At 54.8% G+C, this 18,835-nt stretch carries 12 protein-coding genes and 1 tRNA gene; 8 read left to right on the top strand and 5 right to left on the bottom strand.

Going from position 1 to position 18,835, the window contains the following annotated elements:
• Window positions 1-198 precede the first annotated feature (198 nt).
• Window positions 199-2,106 carry a putative bifunctional diguanylate cyclase/phosphodiesterase gene (locus G6N73_RS20280; protein WP_165030874.1) on the top strand — a complete coding sequence of 636 codons (1,908 nt, stop codon included), beginning with the start codon at window positions 199-201 and terminating at the stop codon, window positions 2,104-2,106.
• Window positions 2,107-2,240: 134 nt separating this feature from the next.
• Here G6N73_RS20280 and G6N73_RS20285 read toward each other — a convergent pair whose 3' ends face one another.
• The 3 genes from G6N73_RS20285 to G6N73_RS20295 form a co-directional block, all read right to left on the bottom strand.
• On the bottom strand, window positions 2,241-3,458 hold the full coding sequence (locus tag G6N73_RS20285; protein WP_165030923.1) for a tyrosine-type recombinase/integrase: 1,218 nt from the start codon (window positions 3,456-3,458) through the stop codon (window positions 2,241-2,243).
• Window positions 3,459-3,671: 213 nt separating this feature from the next.
• Window positions 3,672-3,736: transfer RNA gene (locus G6N73_RS20290), tRNA-OTHER, on the bottom strand.
• Between the two features lie 835 nt (window positions 3,737-4,571).
• Window positions 4,572-5,057, bottom strand: coding sequence for a hypothetical protein (locus G6N73_RS20295; RefSeq protein WP_165030876.1), 486 nt, complete (start codon window positions 5,055-5,057; stop codon window positions 4,572-4,574).
• A gap of 68 nt (window positions 5,058-5,125) precedes the next feature.
• Here G6N73_RS20295 and G6N73_RS20300 point away from each other — a divergent pair, with 68 nt between their 5' ends.
• From G6N73_RS20300 to G6N73_RS20310, 3 genes are read left to right on the top strand one after another with little or no spacing between them, the layout of a single operon-like run.
• On the top strand, window positions 5,126-6,046 hold the full coding sequence (locus G6N73_RS20300) for a hypothetical protein (RefSeq protein ID WP_165030878.1): 921 nt from the start codon (window positions 5,126-5,128) through the stop codon (window positions 6,044-6,046).
• 3 nt (window positions 6,047-6,049) lie between these two features.
• Window positions 6,050-7,804 carry a type IV secretory system conjugative DNA transfer family protein gene (locus tag G6N73_RS20305; protein WP_165030880.1) on the top strand — a complete coding sequence of 585 codons (1,755 nt, stop codon included), beginning with the start codon at window positions 6,050-6,052 and terminating at the stop codon, window positions 7,802-7,804.
• A 12-nt stretch (window positions 7,805-7,816) separates the two neighbouring features.
• Window positions 7,817-8,818, top strand: a complete 1,002-nt coding sequence (locus G6N73_RS20310) for a replication-relaxation family protein (RefSeq protein WP_165030882.1) — start codon at window positions 7,817-7,819, stop codon at window positions 8,816-8,818.
• A gap of 19 nt (window positions 8,819-8,837) precedes the next feature.
• Here G6N73_RS20310 and G6N73_RS20315 read toward each other — a convergent pair whose 3' ends face one another.
• Window positions 8,838-9,410, bottom strand: coding sequence for a hypothetical protein (locus tag G6N73_RS20315; RefSeq protein ID WP_165030884.1), 573 nt, complete (start codon window positions 9,408-9,410; stop codon window positions 8,838-8,840).
• A 71-nt stretch (window positions 9,411-9,481) separates the two neighbouring features.
• Window positions 9,482-9,748: a helix-turn-helix domain-containing protein gene (locus G6N73_RS20320; RefSeq protein WP_165030886.1), complete on the bottom strand. Its 267-nt coding sequence runs from the start codon at window positions 9,746-9,748 to the stop codon at window positions 9,482-9,484.
• A 543-nt stretch (window positions 9,749-10,291) separates the two neighbouring features.
• On the opposite strand from G6N73_RS20320, the gene G6N73_RS20325 reads away from it, so the two are divergent.
• From G6N73_RS20325 to G6N73_RS20340, 4 genes are all read left to right on the top strand, one after another.
• Entirely contained in the window at window positions 10,292-10,978 is a 687-nt protein-coding gene (locus G6N73_RS20325; protein ID WP_165030888.1) for an antitoxin Xre/MbcA/ParS-like domain-containing protein, read from the top strand.
• Window positions 10,979-11,338: 360 nt separating this feature from the next.
• Window positions 11,339-12,472 carry a porin gene (locus G6N73_RS20330; RefSeq protein ID WP_165030890.1) on the top strand — a complete coding sequence of 378 codons (1,134 nt, stop codon included), beginning with the start codon at window positions 11,339-11,341 and terminating at the stop codon, window positions 12,470-12,472.
• Window positions 12,473-13,057: 585 nt separating this feature from the next.
• Entirely contained in the window at window positions 13,058-14,773 is a 1,716-nt protein-coding gene (locus G6N73_RS20335; protein WP_165030892.1) for a ShlB/FhaC/HecB family hemolysin secretion/activation protein, read from the top strand.
• Window positions 14,774-14,784: 11 nt separating this feature from the next.
• Window positions 14,785-18,576, top strand: a complete 3,792-nt coding sequence (locus G6N73_RS20340) for a two-partner secretion domain-containing protein (protein ID WP_165030894.1) — start codon at window positions 14,785-14,787, stop codon at window positions 18,574-18,576.
• Window positions 18,577-18,835 lie beyond the last annotated feature (259 nt).

An 18,835-nucleotide genomic window follows, 5' to 3' on the forward strand; every position in this document is an offset into this window, starting at 1 on the left:
GGATCGCTGATGTCCACGGACGCCTTGGAGATGCTTGCAGTTGAAATGGCAACTGCTCGGCACCTGTCAACCGTCCTAGATCGGAGACCTAAGTCACGTCGACGTCGTGCCACTCCCCGTTGAATAGTTAACCCGTCCTTCAGTGGGCTTGCATAGAGTTGCGCTGCGAAGAAGCATGGGAAGCAAGCTGACCGGACTATGGCCCTAAAGAAAGAAGACGCGCTGGAGGCCAGAATCCTTCAGGATCAGCTTGCTGACCTGAGGGCCGGTCTCTTCGTGTCAATGCCGATAAGCACTATCCTGTCAGGCCTAATTTTGACGGTGCAGGCCCTTTCTGACGGCGGCTTTGCCGCCGCAGTCTGGTTCTTGGTCGTCATTGCGATAAATGCCGCCCGCCTCGGACTCGCCCGTTATCAGCTAAAGGAGACGGGGCGCCAGGACGATTTAACGGAGATTTCGCAGCGGCTTCGCTGGTTTGGCATCCTTGCTCTTCTGGCAGGGTTTGCCTGGTCCTTTCTTGCCGTCCTTACTGTCGGATACACAACACCCCAAGCGCCGCTGCATCTGATTATTCTGGCGGGCATTTCAGCTGGTGCGGTTACATATGGCAGTTCATATGCCGCGGCAGCGACCAACTTCATCACACCGCCGCTCCTCATCACGGTGGGGTGCTTGTCGGCTAATGGCAACTTTGAAGGGTACATTCTGGCTTTTGCCGTTCTGCTCTTCATGGGCGGCTTGGTTCGAAGCTCGTCTGTTGGACAAGCGCGCTTCCGCGAAGCGAGCCGCCTGCGACATGAGGCGGAGCGGCTTGCGGCGGAAATGGAGCGCAATTCCAGGGAGGACCACCTGACGGGCCTTCTCAACAGGCGGGGCCTCGAATACGCAATCGATCAGCTCGAGAACACAGACGGCCCTTTCGTGGCAATGTTGATTGATCTAGACGGCTTCAAATCTGTCAACGATACCTACGGTCACAGGACCGGGGATGAACTGCTCGCCATGATCGCCCGCAGGATAGAGGAGGAAGCGCCGGAAGGCTCAACGCTCGCCCGCATCGGCGGCGATGAGTTCGTGCTGTTTTTTCCCTCACTGAGGGATTCGCTTTCTCCCAGTAACCTCGCATCGAATATCATAGCCAAAATTGCCAGCCCTTATCCCAAGGTCGCATCCGTCCGGATCGGTGCATCCATAGGAATATACCTGGCTGAAAGGCCGGGGCTGACGGAAATGTTGCGGCGAGCGGATGTCGCCCTTTACACGGCTAAGCGTCGTGGCAGGAACGAATTTTGCGTGTTCGACGCCGAACTCGACAGGGAACTACAACGCCGCCAGTCCATCGAACGCGACCTCCATTCGGCGATAGAGACAAGAAGCTTGGGCCCATGGTTCCAGCCCATCGTGAGACTCGACACCGAAGCCGTGGTCGGTTTTGAAGCCTTGCTAAGGTGGTCCCATCCGATTCATGGTGCCATCTCTCCACCCGAAATCATGACAGCCGCCCGCGAAACCGGAATGCTTCAGCTGCTAACCCAAACGGTATTCGCCGACTGTTGCGCTCTCATCGACGGCTTGATGAAGGCTGACTGTCGCAATATTCGTGTGGCGATGAATGTTTCACCGCGCGAATTGGAAGCCGGCGATATCGACGATATGATTCTGAACGGTCTGGCGGCAAAAGGCCTCCCTGCAACGATGTTCGAAATCGAGATTACCGAAGAATCGCCAGTGGACCCGGACAGAGTGGATGAAAAGCTCGGACGCCTTTCACATGCCGGCATTTCCATCGCCCTCGATGACTTCGGCACCGGCTTTTCCACGTTGGCATCGCTCAAGGACAGTCGGATAGGCAAGGTGAAAATAGACCAGGGCTTCGTTCGCGGCTTAGCCAAGTCCCGGGAAGATCGACTGCTTGTCAAATCGGTGATCGATCTTGGTAGGACGCTCGGAATAGAGGTCATGGCCGAGGGTGTCGAAACAGAGGCGGATCGGCAAGCGCTGCGCAAGCTGGGCTGCAGAACCGCTCAGGGCTTCCTATTCTCCAAGGCGGTGCCTCTGAGCCAAGCGCTTGATTTGGCCGTAAAGGAGCACGCGAAGGAGTTGTAACCGGCACCCGCCATCGCTCAATGCATCGAGGAGAGCGTCGAACGACCGGACAGGGTTCGGGATCGGCCATGGCGGGAATGGGACCCATTGGTGACTGGCGTGACACGAGCGCAAAGTAGTGTCGCTTATAATGTCTACATATATTGAGCATCACGAGTGGCGTATCGATGATCATGATGTAACAGCCGCAACTCGTCCAAATGGTCGGCCCACCACTGCATCATTTTGACGCGTTCATCCCAATGTTCGCCACGGGCGTAGGCTCTCCTAACATTGTTGCCTTCCACGTGAGCGAGTTGGCGTTCGATAGCATCGGGATGCCACTTGCCGCTTTCGTTGAGTAAGCTGGACGCAGTCGCCCGGAAACCATGGGCCGTAGCCTCGTCTTTGCTGTAGCCGAGACGCCGCAAGGCCGCATTGAGCGTGTTATCTGAAATCGGGCGCTTCGTCGTTCGAACGCTGGGAAACAGGAGCGACCCGTGACCAGAAATCTCCCGCAGCTGATCAAGGATCGCGAGGGCCTGAGCCGACAACGGAACGCTATGCGGTCGCCGCATCTTTGCGCGGGCCTCAGGTATGGTCCAGACCGCGTTGTCGAAATCGAACTCGGCCCAAGCCGCTGCGCGCAACTCTCCCGGACGAGGAAACATGAGTGCCATCAGCTTCAACGCAGCCCGGGTAGTCGGTTGCCCATCGAACGAATCAATTGCACGCAAAAGCGCTCCTAGCCGCTTTGGGGCGGTTATTGCCGCCCGTGGCGTGACGGTCGGCCTGATAAGGGCGTCCTTGAGTGCTGAGGTGGGATCCGTTTCGGCCCGGGCCGTGGCAATGGCGTAGCGGAATACGCTTCCGATTGTTGAGCGAAGCCGACGAGCCGATTCATACCGGCCGCGAACCTCCACTTCCCGAAGTACTTTGAGAATGGCTGCCGCATCGATTTTCCTGATCGACTGGTCGCCCAACCCCGGATAGGCGAAGGAAAGCAGCCACTTCGTCTTGGTAATCGTCCTGTCGGCGCGGCCTTCCTTTTCCAGCTTGGCGACGAATTCCTCGGATATAACGCGGAAATTGTCGCGACTGTCGTCCTTGCTGTCCTGCTTCTCACGGGCGGGATCTATCCCCGCCATCAGCCGCCGCTTGGCTTCGTCTCTCGCCTCCCGGGCATCTGCTAGCGAAACAAGCGGATACGTCCCCAAAGCCAGGAGCTTTTGTTTCCCTCCGAAACGGTAGGCCAAGCGCCACAACCTTGAGCCGGCCGGTTGTACCCATAGCTGGAGACCACCTCCGTCAGAGAGCTTCTGAAGTTTTGATCCCGGCCGGGCATTCCGACATTTCACGTCAGAGAGCGGCATCGTCCAATGCTCCTGTTCGTAACCTTCGATACCAACAGGGTGGCAGATACCAACAAAAATACCAACAGTTCGCGCCGTTGGACCAAACGCGACGACCTGTCCCGAAACACGCTGAAATTCGATGGGCACTTCCAAAAGCGATGGAATAACAGCTAATTACGCGGGCTTCAGCGTAGGAGGCTTGGCGGAAGGGAATGTAGAGAGAAGGGGAAATGGTGCCCAGAGGCGGATTCGAACCACCGACACGCGGATTTTCAGTCCGAATTACCTCTTCCTATCGACTTGTTGTACCGTGCTTATTTGGCATACTCTAATTTTTTGTGCAAGTGTTTGTGCAAGAGATTGAGGGCGAAAAGGGCGTTATTCGGGCTGATTCAGCTCCGATTGCCTGCTTCACACCCTCGAATCTGGAAATCATCCAATCCTCTAATTAGATCAGTCGGTTAGATGAAATTTGCCCCTACGTTTGACCCTCCATTTCTAGAAATGGAGGGTCTGGATATCGTTATTTCAGGCGTATCCGCCTGAAATAGAAAAAGAAATTTGTTCCCCCGTGTTGTCGGGCTGCGCCCGACCCCGAACCTTCTCCCTCCGCAAAACTCTGTGGCTTCAAGAAGACCACGAGTTTTGGGTCGGGCTTCACAAAGAAACGCTCTCTCACTGCTAGCACTAAGTGAGAGAGCGTTCCCTTGCTCGGGCTTGTCCGCACCCTGATATTCATAGTGGTGTGCGTCCTGCGCCAGAATGTTCGGGGTCGGGCGCTCGACTTCGCCACGCCCAGCTCCAGTTTTGCCATCGTACTGTTTTAGGAAATTCGTGACGTTGTGGGGTGGCAAAACTAGGGCTGGGCTGCTTCGTCGGCTTCCGACAACACGGGGGAACGTTAGTGCCGTGAACGGCACGCTCTTTGACAATCGCAAAAGGGGCGGTGAACCGCCCTCCGATTCCGCCGTTGGCGGAAACAAAAAAAACGGAAACAAAGGTTTCCGATGGCTAATTGGCGGAGCTTCGCTCCGCCTCATTCCTGCCTTTGGAGAAAGGCAGGTTTTGCTAATTCCTTTGCCCGACAAAGAAAAAGTCGACCACAGGAGTGGTCGACTGAATTGAGGTGCGTCACCAGAGGTGACCGTACTCTATATCGAAATGGGAAGGCTCTCGGTAGCCAGTAATCTCCAAAGCGATGCGGACGATTTCCTCGCCGTACTTGGCGCGTACCACCTCGCATACCGCTTTCCATGACCGAAGAAATTCAGAGTTGTGACCGTGTTCGACACGCTCACTGGTGAGTGCTTTCCGTCCGAGTTCCTTCGCCAGATTTTGACGAGAGTTATGGAGGTTGCCGGCACATTCTTCGATGCGCCGAGCCACCTGCGGATTGTTCAGGTGTGGTCGAAATCGAAGTTCGGTCGGATCAATGTATGGATTTCGATATGTCGAGCGACGATTGTCACCGCTCCGATTGCCAGTGGTGGAATGTGTGACATTTGGTGCGGTCACCATTTGAATTAACTTACGGATACCGCAAACCACTAGGCAAACCCACAAAATCCCAACAATGAGCATTAACCCATAACCTACTGGATAGAGCAAAGATTCCATCTTATTCTCCTATGCGTACACCGCGGCTTGAATGCTTTCCAGCCGCTGTTGGCGCATAGGAGGGGGTTATGTCTGTCTATAATAATAGCACATTTTTCAATTTTTTCAATACCTTAGGCTATTTGACTGTGATGGCTGTTGTCCTGATCTCCTTGGTTGCCTGGATACCAATTGTTGTTTGTGTCTTCTCGTACAATTATTCAATTGGCTGGAGCGAGGGTTGGGTTGGCAGATTAGGGCTTATGTCACTCTTATTCTTTTGTGTCGTCAGCGTGTTGACTGTGTGTTTGAGTGTTCTAAGGTTTGATCTGAGTAAGTTGCCAGAAGGTTGGCAATTTCTTTCTCTTTTTTCGGTTTGGTCGACAACAAACAGCATACGTCAATCTGGAAATAAATCTATGAGCCATGAACATGAAGACGACTCTAAGGAATTGGATGCAACGCTGGATCGCTATTCTTCTGTATCTCCAGACACCACAGTATCGTCGACAAAAATAACGATAAGCAATCTTATTCCAACATTGGTTACTTCCAAGCTGGAACGACTTCGTGAGACAGTCGAGGGCAAAGAAGTGGACAGGCAGATTGAGACGTTGAAGAAGAAGACGGAGGCCAATAAGACGCGCGGTGAATACAATGAATCGCAGGTAGATGTCAGGTACTCGACAGAGCTAGCAGAGGAGCGTAACAAATTGCAGTTAGGGCGGAATGCCCGAGAAGTAGCAGAAATCAAGCGTGATATTGAAAATATCAACAATCCACCAAAAGACCCTCCACCAACACAACCTAAAAAGAAACCCGACTTCGAGGATTTCGCCGAGGAAATTTTGCGGACGGGAGCGACTGGACCGAATCAGAGAAAAGCCGAGGCTGTGATAACTAAGTTCATCAAGGACAAGGGTGGAGAAGACAAACTCACCGATGATGACCGGGAACGGATTCGCCTGCTTCGCACGGAAGCAGCTAAGCGTGATGAAAGCCGGGGGTAGCCGATGCCCGCCCGCCGTATCCCCATCGGCACCGCAGACAAGCGCAAGGTCTATTTAGACGCTAAGCGACGTTCATATCATTTGCATGTTGTCGGTGGTTCGGGACAGGGGAAGTCAAAATTTCTGGAACACTGCATCCGAGAAGACATTCTGGCCGGCCACGGCGTCTGTCTCATTGATCCGCACGGCTCTTTGTATGATGACGTTGTGGAGTGGTGTGCCGCTGTTCGGGCCGACCGCTTCCGCACCATTCACCTATTCGACCCTGGCCAAGCCAATTGGCGCTTTCGCTTTAATCCGCTCTTTGTTCATCCGGGTGAGAAGCCAATTCACCGCCGAGACAACGTGGTGACAGCCTTGGCTCAAGTTTGGGGTGGTGAGGAATCGACTTCAACGCCAGCCATTCGTACCACCTTGCAGGCGGTGCTCGCGGTCCTCATTTCTCACGGCTACTCGCTCTCTGAAGCCTTCTATCTCACCAGCACTGCCGATCCGTATGGGATTGTGGAGCGGTTAACTCGTCACCATAACAACCCGATTTTGGAAGAGATTTGGGACGGGTACAATTTCAAACGCATACAAGCGCCACGCGAGCACATTTCCGAGTTCGCCGGTGTGCGCCGCCGACTTTCCGAAATTATGGGCGATGAAGAATTTCGTGAGACCTTTGCGGCGTATGACGAGCCAATCGACTTCCGCCGGTGTATGGACAATAACGAAGTCGTACTGGTCAATCTGTCCGCCGAGGTGATGGGTGACGATCCGGCGCGCGCCTTTGGCGCGCTCTTGGTGCGCGAACTGTTCTACTCCGCCCGTCGTCGTAACATTGAACAGGCTGCCCTGAATCCCTTCTATCTCTACGTGGACGAGTGCGCCGGCTTCCTCACCGATGATATCGCCAAACTCTTGGCGCAAACTCGCAAGTTCGGGCTTCATGCCGTACTGGCGCACCAGTGGCTCGATCAATTACGGGACGCTAGTGACGCTATCTATGCCGGCGTGATGGCTACTCAAAACAAGGTGGTGTTCGGCGGTCTTTCGGACGCCGACGCCGTGGTGATCGCGGACGAGCTGTTCCGTACCGAATACGACCTGGAGATACCGGTCGAAGCACTGCGGAAACCCGGTGTCATCGGCTATCGCCGCACCTGGCTCGACAACTGGAGTGAAGGAACGTCAGAGGGTGACACCGACAGTTGGACTGAGAGCCAGGGCGAGAGTGAAAGTGACACGTCGCTAGAGTCTGCCAGTCAATCCAGTTCGCAACTTTTCGATCAATACGGCTTTCCGCTAGGAGGCTATACGGCTGGTGTTGCCACCGGTACCAGCTCTAGCTCTGGTAGCGGTCAAGTTACCACCGCATCACAAGGTGGCGCTCGCACTAGCACACGGTCAAGTTCGTACGGCACGTCCGAAGCGCTGGAGCCCATTATGGAAATGCAGACCACCTCCGTTCACAGTCTCGACAATGTGCGGCATATGGCAGTGAAGCGTTTGCGTAGCGTACCGCCCCAGAACGCTGTGGTGAAAGCCAGCGAACGGGCAACTTTTGATATTGCTACTTTCAACGTGCGAAAACCGGCTATTCATCCGATTGATGTGGAGCGCTTTAAAGAACGAGTGCTGACAGCCAGTCCATACACCGTGCCTCGCCTCCAAGCGAAGCAGATAATGGACACTAAGTTGGTCGAGTTGAAGCGCGCTGTGCCGATTCAAGTTTCTGACAGTTCGAAAGAGGACGACGGTCGGTCTTGGTAGCGGGTGTCTGCAATGCACGACCAAGTGAGGCGAGGAACCCCACACTTCAAAATCAAAGATGCCGGCAAGGTCGAGATTACCGAGGACGACGAACGCATTTTCCTAGATCTCTACCGGCATGGCATTCTTGATGCTCATACCATCCGCCAGCTTCTGCCAACACGAAGCGAAGATTGGCTTGGACGAAGGCTCCGCAAACTAACCGACGCCGGCTATCTCTGCCGTCCACGCCAGCAACGGCGCTTGCACAAGTTGGGTGGTGGTAGTCATCCTCTCTGCTACACCCTCGCCAACGGCGCAGCTCGACACCTCAAAGCTCGCTTTAATCTGCCGGTCCGCACCGACCGCTGGCGCACCACTACCGGCGCACTTTCGTCTCTCCATATTGAGCACTCTTTGGAGCAGGGTCGCTTTATGGTGCAATTGCGACTGGCGGTAGAACGTCATGCCAAGACAATGGCCTTTGAGTATCCTGACCAGATATTCGCGCGTCTGAAGCCGGCACTACTGAAAAAGCAACAGCACCCCCTCATCTTCGCGACCAGGGTCAACTGGCACGGCTGGCACGAAAAAGAGAGTACGATACCAGACGGCTTTTGTGCGTTGCGCTACATTGATGCTCCACCGGAGAAAAGTAGCCGTTACCTCTTCATTGAGATAGATAGAGGCACCGAGACGATCGAGCCATCAGCTCGCAACCTCAGGGGTGACAAGCTCTTTCGTGGCAACTCCTTGTTGCGGAAGCTCGTGGTCTATGGACAAGGGTTTTTAGCTGGTTCGCATACCGCACTCTTCGGCATTCCAACTTTTCAGGTACTGGTTGTCACCACCACCGGTGAACGAGTGCGGCAGATGATAGAGGCTTACCAAAAGCATTTAACCGGACCGCTTTATCGGGTTCCGCCGGTGCGGTTCCTGTTTGTTGATATTGAAACGCTGGTCGCTCAGCAGAACCGCATTCTGACCTGTCCATTGTGTGATGGCCTGGCCAGGCCAATTACTTTGTTGGGCTAACCGCCACGAGTTACCACCATCAAAACGGTACAAAAACCTGATGACCGAGTGGACAACGCTGGCGCCCACGCCAGAAATTAGTCCCTTGGCAGTCCAACCAACGACCAGCCTTGCCGTCTACAGTATCTTCACCAGCCACTAGCTTGCAGATGTATTCCTGAATTTCAGGAATATACTCTATCCTTCCCAGACAATTGCCATCGGATAGTTTCCAGCCCGGTGGTGGCGTATAGGTTGGCTGCGGTGGTTTGGCGGTTAGTGTGGGTGGTTGTTGTTTGGTCTGAATTGATGGCGACAAGGAGTTGGGGCGTCTTTTTCCTAGATAATCAGGAGTTTGTTTTTCCCTCACCAACTCTTCTTGCTGTTGCCGAAGCTGTTCCTTTCTGGCTTCCGACTCTCGTCGCTCTTGCTCACGGCGCGCCAGTTCTTCTTGCTGTCGCTGACGCTCGGCGGCTTGCTGTTCACGCTCAACTTGTTCCTGCTCAGCCTTGGCTTTGGCTTCAAGCTCGGCCACCTGCGACTGGTCTACAAAGAGTGTCACCAGCGATAACATAGCCATAACGAAAATGTATGTGAGAAAAAGGAATCGCAACTACCTATCCTCGTGTCTTCCGGCTTTTCGATCTGTACTTGGCGATCGTTTCTTTGGAAAGGGGGCGTATCTTAAATCCCTTTAATCCCCGATCTGGTTGATTGATTACCTTTAAGGGTATCAATCACTTCGGAGGGCTGAATTTTCAGCGAATCGCAAAAGGCGATGAAATCCTCGACATCAAGCCGTAGCTGACCGTGTTCAAATTTGGAGATGTATGCCTGGGTGCGACCGGTGGCACGAGCCAGTTCGGCTTGCGTCAGGCCAGCGTCAAGCCGAGCCTGCTTCATCACGTCAGAGAGACGAGCGTTCAAATTTGAATAGATCGAGGTACGCATCCGTTGTTCGCCTTAGGTCGAGACAACGGGTTGACTAAATTCCGCCTGTTATATATTCCAAACAGTTATATTTTCGAGGATTGTGCAGGCACCAACGCCGTGGGGGCCAAACATGACCGGGTCAAGTGATCTTTCTAGCGCCCAGCTGACGGATCGGTGCACCGACACGCATTGCCCACGTCAACCAGCTATACAGTCGTGATGTGTTTTTTAATTCTAGTTCATGGTAAGTTATATCGGCGTGCTAAATAATGTACCAGTTGTGCAGTTTGTATACTTTGTATCGTCTGTGCCATTTGTGCAATGAATACTGATACGTTGTGACATAACTGCAACGGAGAATTCAAAACAGCTAAAATAAGCCGGCTTTGTTCTTGAGTAATCCAGTATGCCTGATAGCGTCAGGCTGTGAATGAGAGCGCGATGCGCATCCGTTGTTCGCCTTAGGTCGCGACAACGGGTTGACTAAAATCCGCCTGTTATATATTCCAAACAGTTATATTTTCGAGGATTGTGCAGGCACCAACGCCGTGGGGGCCAAACATGACCGGGTCAAGTGATCGTGGAAATGAACTTCATGCCGAGCTTTCGAGCCTGATCATAAAGGAGCTTCAGCGCGTTCTGGCACACTACAATGAGGCGGTACGGGGACGGAGTTCAATCTCACTATGTATTGGAGCTGAAGAAACTGCTGCTACCCATCGACTTCATACTGCTGACGAATTAACCGCCTTGGCGTTCGAATTCGTCTACAAGTTCGCGGTCGAAGCAGCACGACGCCTGAATGTTGACGCCCGGGAGGTGGCTTCGTCCATGGTTCGAGTCGAGGACACGCCTGGCTCTGTGGTTCTAGAAGCGCACAATCACCAAACAGATGACATGCGAATTGCAGACTGGGCGGGCCAGATTGCCGGACCAACACATCTGGAAAAACACTTTGGGATACCGCGCTCCACATTGTATCGGTGGCAGCGGCACAACGATGTGATTGCGTTGCGAAAAGGCGCTCGCAAGTATGTGTTCCCCCTAGCTCAGTTCATCGATGGCAGGCCTGCGCCGGGAATCCGGCAGGTGCTCGCCTCAATTTCCAATCCCAGATCGGCGTGGCTGTGGCTGATCCACCCATCGCCTCTTCTTAATAATCGCGTTCCGATCGAAATGCTCAGAAAAGATTTGACTGAGGAAGTAGTATCGGCCGCACGAGCCTTTTCTCTAATCGCGTCCAGCTGACGGATCGGTGCGCCGGTATGCATTGACTGCGTCGACCAGCTATACAGTCGTGGTGCGTTTTTAATGCTCGTTCATGGCAGTTATGTCAGCGTGCTAAATAATGTACCAATTGTGCAGTTTGTATACTTTGTATCGTCTGTGCCAGTTGTGCAATGAATACTGGTACGTTGTGACATAACTGCAACTGAGAATTCAAAACAGCTAAAATAAGCCAGCTTTGTTCTTGAGTAATTCAGTATGCCTGATAGCGTCAGGCTGTGAATGAGAGCGCGATGCGCCTCTTTTTCGATCGTGGGGATAGGGAGGGTTCGTCCTTTTGACGTCCTTCCCTCTTTTTAAATCTTTGAAAGGAGATAAAGAATGAACATCAAGAGCCTTCTTCTCGGCTCAGCTGCGGCTCTCGTCGCAGTTTCCAGCGCCCGCGCTGCCGATGCGGTCGTGATAGCTGAACCGGAGCCTATGGAATATGTGCGCGTCTGCGACGCGTACGGCACGGGCTTCTTCTATATTCCTGGCACCGAGACCTGCCTGAAGATCAGCGGTTATCTCCGTTACGATATCGGCATCGGCCTCGTCGGCCACCAGGACGTCTCCGACAAGGAAGACCTGTCGGACGGTGTCGACGACTTCAACGACACCTACTACAAGCGTGCCCGCTTCGAACTGCGCGTCGACAGCCGTTCGGAAACCGAGCTCGGCACCCTGCGAACCTACGCTGCGATCGACTTCCAGTACACGACGAGCGCTCCGGGCGGCATCACCGATGCATCCGATGCTGTCGGCATACCGCATGCTTATATCGAACTCGGGGGCTTCCGCATCGGCAAGACCGACTCGCTGTTCTCGACCTTCACCGGCTATGCCGGCGGCGTCCTCTACGACGATTTTGTCAGCTACGGCCCGTTCGGCACGCACCAGATCGCCTACACCTTCACCGGCGGCAATGGCTTCTCGGCCGCGATCGCTCTTGAAGAAGGCGACGGTTCGTCTGGCGCTTCGGGACTTGCCAACGAGTTCACGCTCGACAGCTATGTCCCGCATGTGGTCGGCGGTGTTGCCTGGACGCAGGGCTGGGGCGGCATCTCGGCCGTCGCTGGTTACGACGCCAACTGGTCGGAGTGGGCCGGCAAGGTACGTCTCGACGTGAATGCGACCGAACAGCTCGTTCTCTTCATCATGGGCGGCTACAAGTCGGGCGCGGATGAGGACTTCCTCGGCATCGCGGGTGCGGATCGTCCGAACTACTACGGTAGCTGGTCGGGCGACTATGCTGTCTGGGGCGGTGGCACCTTCACCGTTTCGGAAAAGGCCAAGATCAACGTCCAGCTTTCCTATGATGAGGACGAAAACTTCGCTGCCCTTGCGAACGTGAACTACACGCTCGTTCCGGGCCTCGTGATTACGCCTGAAATCTCGTATGTCGACAACCTCGACGACGATGACGATGATGGCGACGAGATCGGCGGATTCCTCCGCTTCCAGCGCAGCTTCTAACGGAATGAAAAGTTGCATCTCAGCGACCGCGGTATGTGACTGCGTGCGCGAGACTCTCCGCTCAGCCAGCATCGGCTGAGCGGCGATACCAAAGAAGCAGCTTTTTACGGCTCGCGCGAAATGCTTGGTCCTGTTGATCTCCCGGGGGGGTCTGAGCATGTCGCCGAAGCGAAGGACGCCTTTGACCCACCAAGGCGTCCTTCGTCTTGATCAACCTCAATGCAAAGATTTTGCCCGAGTGCCGGTTAGACGGGAGCGCCGGATGTGGAATAGTAGCAAGGCTGGCAATCCGCTTGCAAGGAGCCGAGCTGACAGCTCTTGATGAAGCTTGTCGCCAAGGTGCACCGCCCACTCCAAACAACCGTCTGCCGCACCGAGAGCACTTGACCAAATGCCGGGTCTTCGATATTCCAAACATTATATTCCTATTGGAATAAGATTTTGCCCGAGTGCTGATTAGACGGGAGCGCCGGATGTGGAATAGTAGCAAGGCTGGAAATGCAACCAATCAGCGTATACCCAACGGTTGAAAGTGGAATAATTTCGGGCATAAGTGGGCAAGGGCTTTTTCGGCGGGGACAATCGGTGAACAATCTAGGTGGTATTCTGCGCACCAGCACGGCGTTGGTGTGGGTTGGCTTCTTGTCATTGTCGGCGGCGGCACAGACCCTGCCGCCGGGTGCAGAACCGGGACGGGTGGAAGAGCGCTTCCTGGAAGCGCGCGAGCCGGAGGCTCTACCGAGAGTGATTGAAGGTCTGGAAAGCACCATGCCGGCGGCAGAGGCCGCTAAGATCACGCTGGTCATCCGCGACATTCAGATTGAAGGCTCCACCGTCTTTTCCGCTGGCGATCTGCAACCGTACTGGCGGGAGCTGCTAGGGCGGGAAGTGTCCCTACTTGAGGTTTTCGAGGTCGCCGCCACCCTCACCGCCCACTATGGTCAGCAAGGATACCTACTATCTCGGGTTATCGTGCCGCCGCAGGAACTCGACCCTCATGGTGCCGTCATCCGTCTTCAAGCGGTCGAGGGGTATATTGACGAGGTGGTGTGGCCAGACGGTCTGAGCCGCTACCGCGATCTCTTCACGGGCTACGCGACCAAGATCACCGAACAACGACCGATCAAGGCGGAACAACTGGAGCGGTATCTACTGCTGGCCAATGACCTGCCGGGACTGATGTTCCGCTCCAATCTCCGAGCCTCGGAGCAAAATCCCGGTGCCTCGACCCTAGTCTTGACGATGGAGCAGACACCATACGACGCCTCGCTCTCCACCAACAACCACAGCACGGAAGCCAGCGGTCCCTATCAAGGCCTTATCTCGGGACGGCTCAACAATACGTTCGGTCTCCACGAACGCTTCCATCTTGGCTACGCCCTGGCCGGGCCGACCTTCGATTCCAACCAGCCCGAACTCCATTACCTGTCCTTCGGCTATGATCAGGTATTGAACAGCGAAGGGCTGACGTTCTCGCTCTCTGGAAATGCCAGTTGGGGTGATCCCGGCACGCCGCTTCTCTCAGACATCGCCTATCAAACCGAGGGGCTTAATCTCTCGACAGCGGTGTCTTATCCCTTTATCCGCACCCGCTCCACCAACCTCACCGGCACGCTCGCCTTTGATTTGGAACACTCCAAAGGCTTCTCAGCGGCCGGACTGGCGAGCGAAGATCGCCTGCGTATCTTGCGCACGGAACTCGCCTATGACTTTGCGGATCGTTGGAGTGGTATCAATCAGGTCATCTGGAGTGCCAGCCAAGGCATTGATGGACTTGGTAGCACCAAGAACGACAATCCGAACGCTTCGCGCACGCCCGGCAAGGTGGATTTCTTCAAAACCACCTTGTTCTTGTCGCGCCAGCAGCCGCTTCCTGAACGCTTCAGTATCTATGTCAGTGCCTATGGACAATTAGCGGCCGATCCATTGCTGTCGTCACAAGAGTGCGGCTATGGCGGTCGTCGTTTTGGTCGCGGGTTTGACCCCTCCATCGTCACCGGCGACCACTGTCTCATTCTAAATGGCGAATTACGCTACGACCTCGGCGTACCGGAGCCGCTTAGTGGAGCGCTTGACTATCTCCAGCCATACGTCTTCGCCGACTACGGACGCATTTGGAACATCGACGCGCCGGCCGGCACCCCCGGCACTGACGATGGGACTTCGGCTGGTTTAGGGCTTCGTTTCGGACGTGAGCGGTTCAGTGTTGATGTGGCGGTTTCCAGAACATTGGTTGAACCGACCAGTGTCACCAATCCGAGCGACTGGCGCGGCTGGTTCAGCCTCGCTACGCATTTTTGAGGGAGAGCGGAATGAAAAGACAGCCAACCATCGTCTGGTTGAAGACAACCACCACCCTTAGCTCGGCTATGCTCTTCTCTTTGGCTATGGGTGGATTTTCCCATGCCAATCCAGTTGATGGCCAAGTGGTGGCCGGCGAGGCCGCTATCAGCGCACCAAACGCCACGACGCTGCAAATTGACCAGACATCCCACAGTGCCGTCATTGAGTGGCAGAGCTTCAATATTGAAGCCGGTGAGACAACCCGATTTGTCCAGCCGAGCCGGGAGGCTTGGACCCTCAACCGTGTCACTGGCAACATAGCGCCGTCTCGTATCTTGGGAACGCTGGAAGCCAACGGCAACGTGGCGATCGTCAATCCGGACGGTATCCTGTTTGGCCCTGATGCGAGGGTTGATGTGGGTGGTCTCGTCGCCACCACGCATGACATTGCCAACGACGATTTCATGGCCGGACGGTTCCACTTCAATCAGCCCGGCAATCCGGCAGCGTCCGTTATCAACGAAGGTAGTGTCTCGATTGCCGACTACGGTCTAGCTGCCTTCGTGGCACCAGGCGTGCGCAATTCTGGTGTCATTATCGCGAAGATGGGCTCGGTCTCGCTTGCCTCGGGCAACAGCTTCACGCTCGACCTTTACGGTGACAATCTCATTAATCTGACGGTTGACGACGAGATTACCGAAGAGGTGGTTGATATCTCGACCGGCCAACCTGTAGCCGATCTGGTGAAGAACGAGGGACGCATTTCCGCTTCCGGCGGCACCGTGGCGCTCAAAGCCGCCACGGCGCGACGGGCGGTGAACTCTGTTGTTAACAACACCGGCATCGTCGAGGCCAACTCGGTTGGTACGAGCGCCGGCAAGATCGTGCTGGGTGGGCAGACCGCTGGCACGAAGACCGCTTCCGCTCCAGTGCAGCGTGTCAAGGTTTCCGGCCAATTGCTGGCGACCAATATTCCAACTCCAACATCGCGTCCTGACAGAGGATCTGGTGGACATATCATCGTGACCGGTGAGGTGGTCGAAGTGGCCGGAGCCATCATTGACACCAGCGGCGAAGGTGGTGGCGGAACCATCCTGCTTGGCGGTGACTACCTTGGTGGCCGTGCCGATGATGCCACGATGGCTTCACTTGGTATCGCTAAAGAGGCCAGCCCGGTACCGACTGCCTCAACCGTCACTCTGGACAGCAGCACCACCCTCCGTGCCGACGCTACCGATCAGGGCGACGGCGGCAAGGTGGTGGTGTGGTCTGACGAAGCCACCAGCGTTGCCGCCACCATCACCGCGCGTGGTGGTGCGAATGGTGGCGACGGCGGATTCGTGGAAACCTCGGGCGCGATACTCAATATCGGTGAAGAGACCAACGTCTCCACCACGGCCGCCAGAGGCGAGACCGGCACCTGGCTACTTGATCCAAACGACTTCACTGTTGCCGCCTCCGGCGGCAACATCACCGGCGGGTTACTCACCGCCCAGCTCGGCAGCAACAACATCGTAATCTCGACCGCCAGTCAGGGGACGCCGGGAGGAAACGGCGATATCTTCGTCAATGACCAAGTATTATGGAACGCCAATACGCTGACATTGCGCGCTGACCGTAATATCGCAATCAACCACGCCATGGCGCTGCAAGATACGGCTGGCTTGGCTCTACAATACGCGCAAACCGACAGCACTGGTGACTATTTCATCAACAAGCCGGTGAACATTGCTTCGACCGGCAGTTTCTCGACCCGAGGGAATAGCGGTACGACAGTCAATTACACCATCATCTCTTCGTTGGCGGAATTGCAGGCGCTAGGGTTGTCTGGTGCTTATGCGCTCGGCACCAACCTTGATGCCTCCGCCACTGCCGGCTGGAACGGCGGTGCCGGTTTTGAGCCTATAGGGAGCGGTGACATCGATGGCTTCACTGGCACCTTCACCGGCCTCGGGCACACCATTACCAATCTAACCATTAACCGCCCCACAGAGTTCTATGTGGGGTTGTTTCGCAATACCGAGGGAGACATTCGAGACATTGGCTTGGTGGGCGGTTCGGTCGAAGGCGCTTCGGTGGTCGGTATGCTCACTGGAGATAACACAGGCACGATAACGCGCGTCTATACCACTGGGACGGTAATCGGAGGGGAAGAAGTCGGTGGTTTGGTGGGCAGCAATGGCGGGTCGATCAGCGAGAGTTTCGCCACCGGCTCCGTTGCCGGACAATCTGCAGGACAAACTGCAGTCGGCGGACTGGTGGGCTTCAATTACGGGTCGATCAGCGAGAGTTTCGCCACCGGCTCCGTTGCCGGTTTCCGTGACATCGGCGGACTGGTCGGTACCAATTCCCACGGGACGATCAACAAGTCCTACGCCACCGGCGATGTCACAAGCAATGGTGGCGATACGGTGGGCGGGTTAAGTGGATGGAATAGCGGCGCAGTAAAAAACAGCTACGCGACTGGAGATGTCTCTGGCGACGATTATGTTGGAGGACTGATTGGTGGGAATAGTGGTACAGTAAAAAACACCTATGCTATTGGAAATGTTTCGGGGATCGGTGCTGTCGGCGGGCTTGTCGGGTACAATGACGGTGGGACCGTTACTGCCAGCTTTTACGACATGCAAACCACTGGCCAGTCGGATACAGGCAAGGGCGTCGGCCTCACTACAGACGAAATGAAAACGGCCTCCACCTTCATCAACGCGGGGTGGGATTTTACCAACGACTGGGATATTGATCCAGCCATCAACAATGGCTATCCGTATCTGCGCTGGCAAGTTGCAAGCACGCCAACTCCCGATCCCGAGCCGGAGCCGGAGCCGGAACCTGATCCCGAGCCGCTCACCCTGGACCCGTTCCCCTCAACCTTCTCAACATCGAGCGATCCCTACCAGCCTACCATAGAGGTCACTGGCAGTGGATTCAGCAACGTGACCGAAATCCGCTGGACATGGACTGACCCGAACGGAAACACCGGCACTGTCGTCTGGAACGCCGCGAACGATTGGGGTAACGGCCGTGCCGTGCTTGTCAGCGACACGTCTGCCACCGTTTCGCCCGCCCTGGTCGCTGCGGGCGATCCGCAAGGCATCTATCAATGGGAAGTGACGGTAATCGCCGGCAGCCAGCAGATCACACGCAGCTTCACCGTCGATTACGTGCAGGTTGTTCAGCCGGTTATTTCAACGGTACCGGTGATCCCGCAGGCAATTTTGAACCCGGCGGTATCAGTGCAGGATATCATTGACCGGTATGCTGATCCGGACGCACCTCAATGCATGTTAGGCACACTTCAATGCGTCGCAGCCTATCCAGGTACCACAGCCATCCCTTTGAATTCGTCCACAATCTTGCAACCTTACGCTGCTGATAAAACATATACCGTGACACAGGATTTCGGCGGAACGACGAGTCATCACAAAGACAGTCCACTACAATGGGGCATTGACTATCAAATGCCATCGGGTACGCCTGTATTGTCCATGTCAGAAGGAGTGATAATTGCAGTTGAGGACAATGTCGAAGATAATAAAAACGGTAATAGTGGGGTTGGAAATTACATCACCATACGAACAAACAGTGGAGTATACATAACGTATGCCCATCTAAGTCGAGGAAGCCTCGTCAATTCGTCGGGAGAACCTTGGAAACAGAATGATAAATTGTCGGCCGGCGCTCCTGTTGCAAAATCCGGCAACACAGGTCTTAGCAGCGGCCCTCACCTTCATGTACACTTCGGAACATCGATTGTTAAGTGGAGAGATGCTACAGTAGCAGATGGCAGTAGAGACGTTACTTCGCCAATAGATATATAGAATTGATTATTCGTTTTTTATACAATATAATTCTTACACAATAATATTGTTGTTTTATGATATGTAAATTATTTTTATTACCAGCTATGGTAGTTCTAGGTTTGTCTTTTTTCTGGAACGCCAGATTTTTGATCGATCACAGAAAAACGCCTGAGGAAATCCCTAGGCTTATTCTAGCCTCCACAGGAGGGAAATGTCCTTACGCATCAATGAAGGTGCCGACGGATTGGCTCTTTCGAGTTGATGCGGGTGACCTTTT

Origin of the sequence: Allomesorhizobium camelthorni (assembly GCF_011045125.1) — a bacterium.
GTDB classification, from domain to species: Bacteria; Pseudomonadota; Alphaproteobacteria; order Rhizobiales; family Rhizobiaceae; genus Allomesorhizobium; species Allomesorhizobium camelthorni.

What these genes read in the sequence shown, in the direction of transcription:
- G6N73_RS20280 (WP_165030874.1), top strand. Translation starts at nt 199, where the DNA reads ATGGCCCTAAAGAAAGAAGACGCGCTGGAGGCCAGAATCCTTCAGGAT.
- G6N73_RS20285 (WP_165030923.1), bottom strand. Translation starts at nt 3,458, where the DNA reads ATGCCGCTCTCTGACGTGAAATGTCGGAATGCCCGGCCGGGATCAAAA.
- G6N73_RS20295 (WP_165030876.1), bottom strand. Translation starts at nt 5,057, where the DNA reads ATGGAATCTTTGCTCTATCCAGTAGGTTATGGGTTAATGCTCATTGTT.
- G6N73_RS20300 (WP_165030878.1), top strand. Translation starts at nt 5,126, where the DNA reads ATGTCTGTCTATAATAATAGCACATTTTTCAATTTTTTCAATACCTTA.
- G6N73_RS20305 (WP_165030880.1), top strand. Translation starts at nt 6,050, where the DNA reads ATGCCCGCCCGCCGTATCCCCATCGGCACCGCAGACAAGCGCAAGGTC.
- G6N73_RS20310 (WP_165030882.1), top strand. Translation starts at nt 7,817, where the DNA reads ATGCACGACCAAGTGAGGCGAGGAACCCCACACTTCAAAATCAAAGAT.
- G6N73_RS20320 (WP_165030886.1), bottom strand. Translation starts at nt 9,748, where the DNA reads ATGCGTACCTCGATCTATTCAAATTTGAACGCTCGTCTCTCTGACGTG.
- G6N73_RS20325 (WP_165030888.1), top strand. Translation starts at nt 10,292, where the DNA reads ATGACCGGGTCAAGTGATCGTGGAAATGAACTTCATGCCGAGCTTTCG.
- G6N73_RS20330 (WP_165030890.1), top strand. Translation starts at nt 11,339, where the DNA reads ATGAACATCAAGAGCCTTCTTCTCGGCTCAGCTGCGGCTCTCGTCGCA.
- G6N73_RS20340 (WP_165030894.1), top strand. Translation starts at nt 14,785, where the DNA reads ATGAAAAGACAGCCAACCATCGTCTGGTTGAAGACAACCACCACCCTT.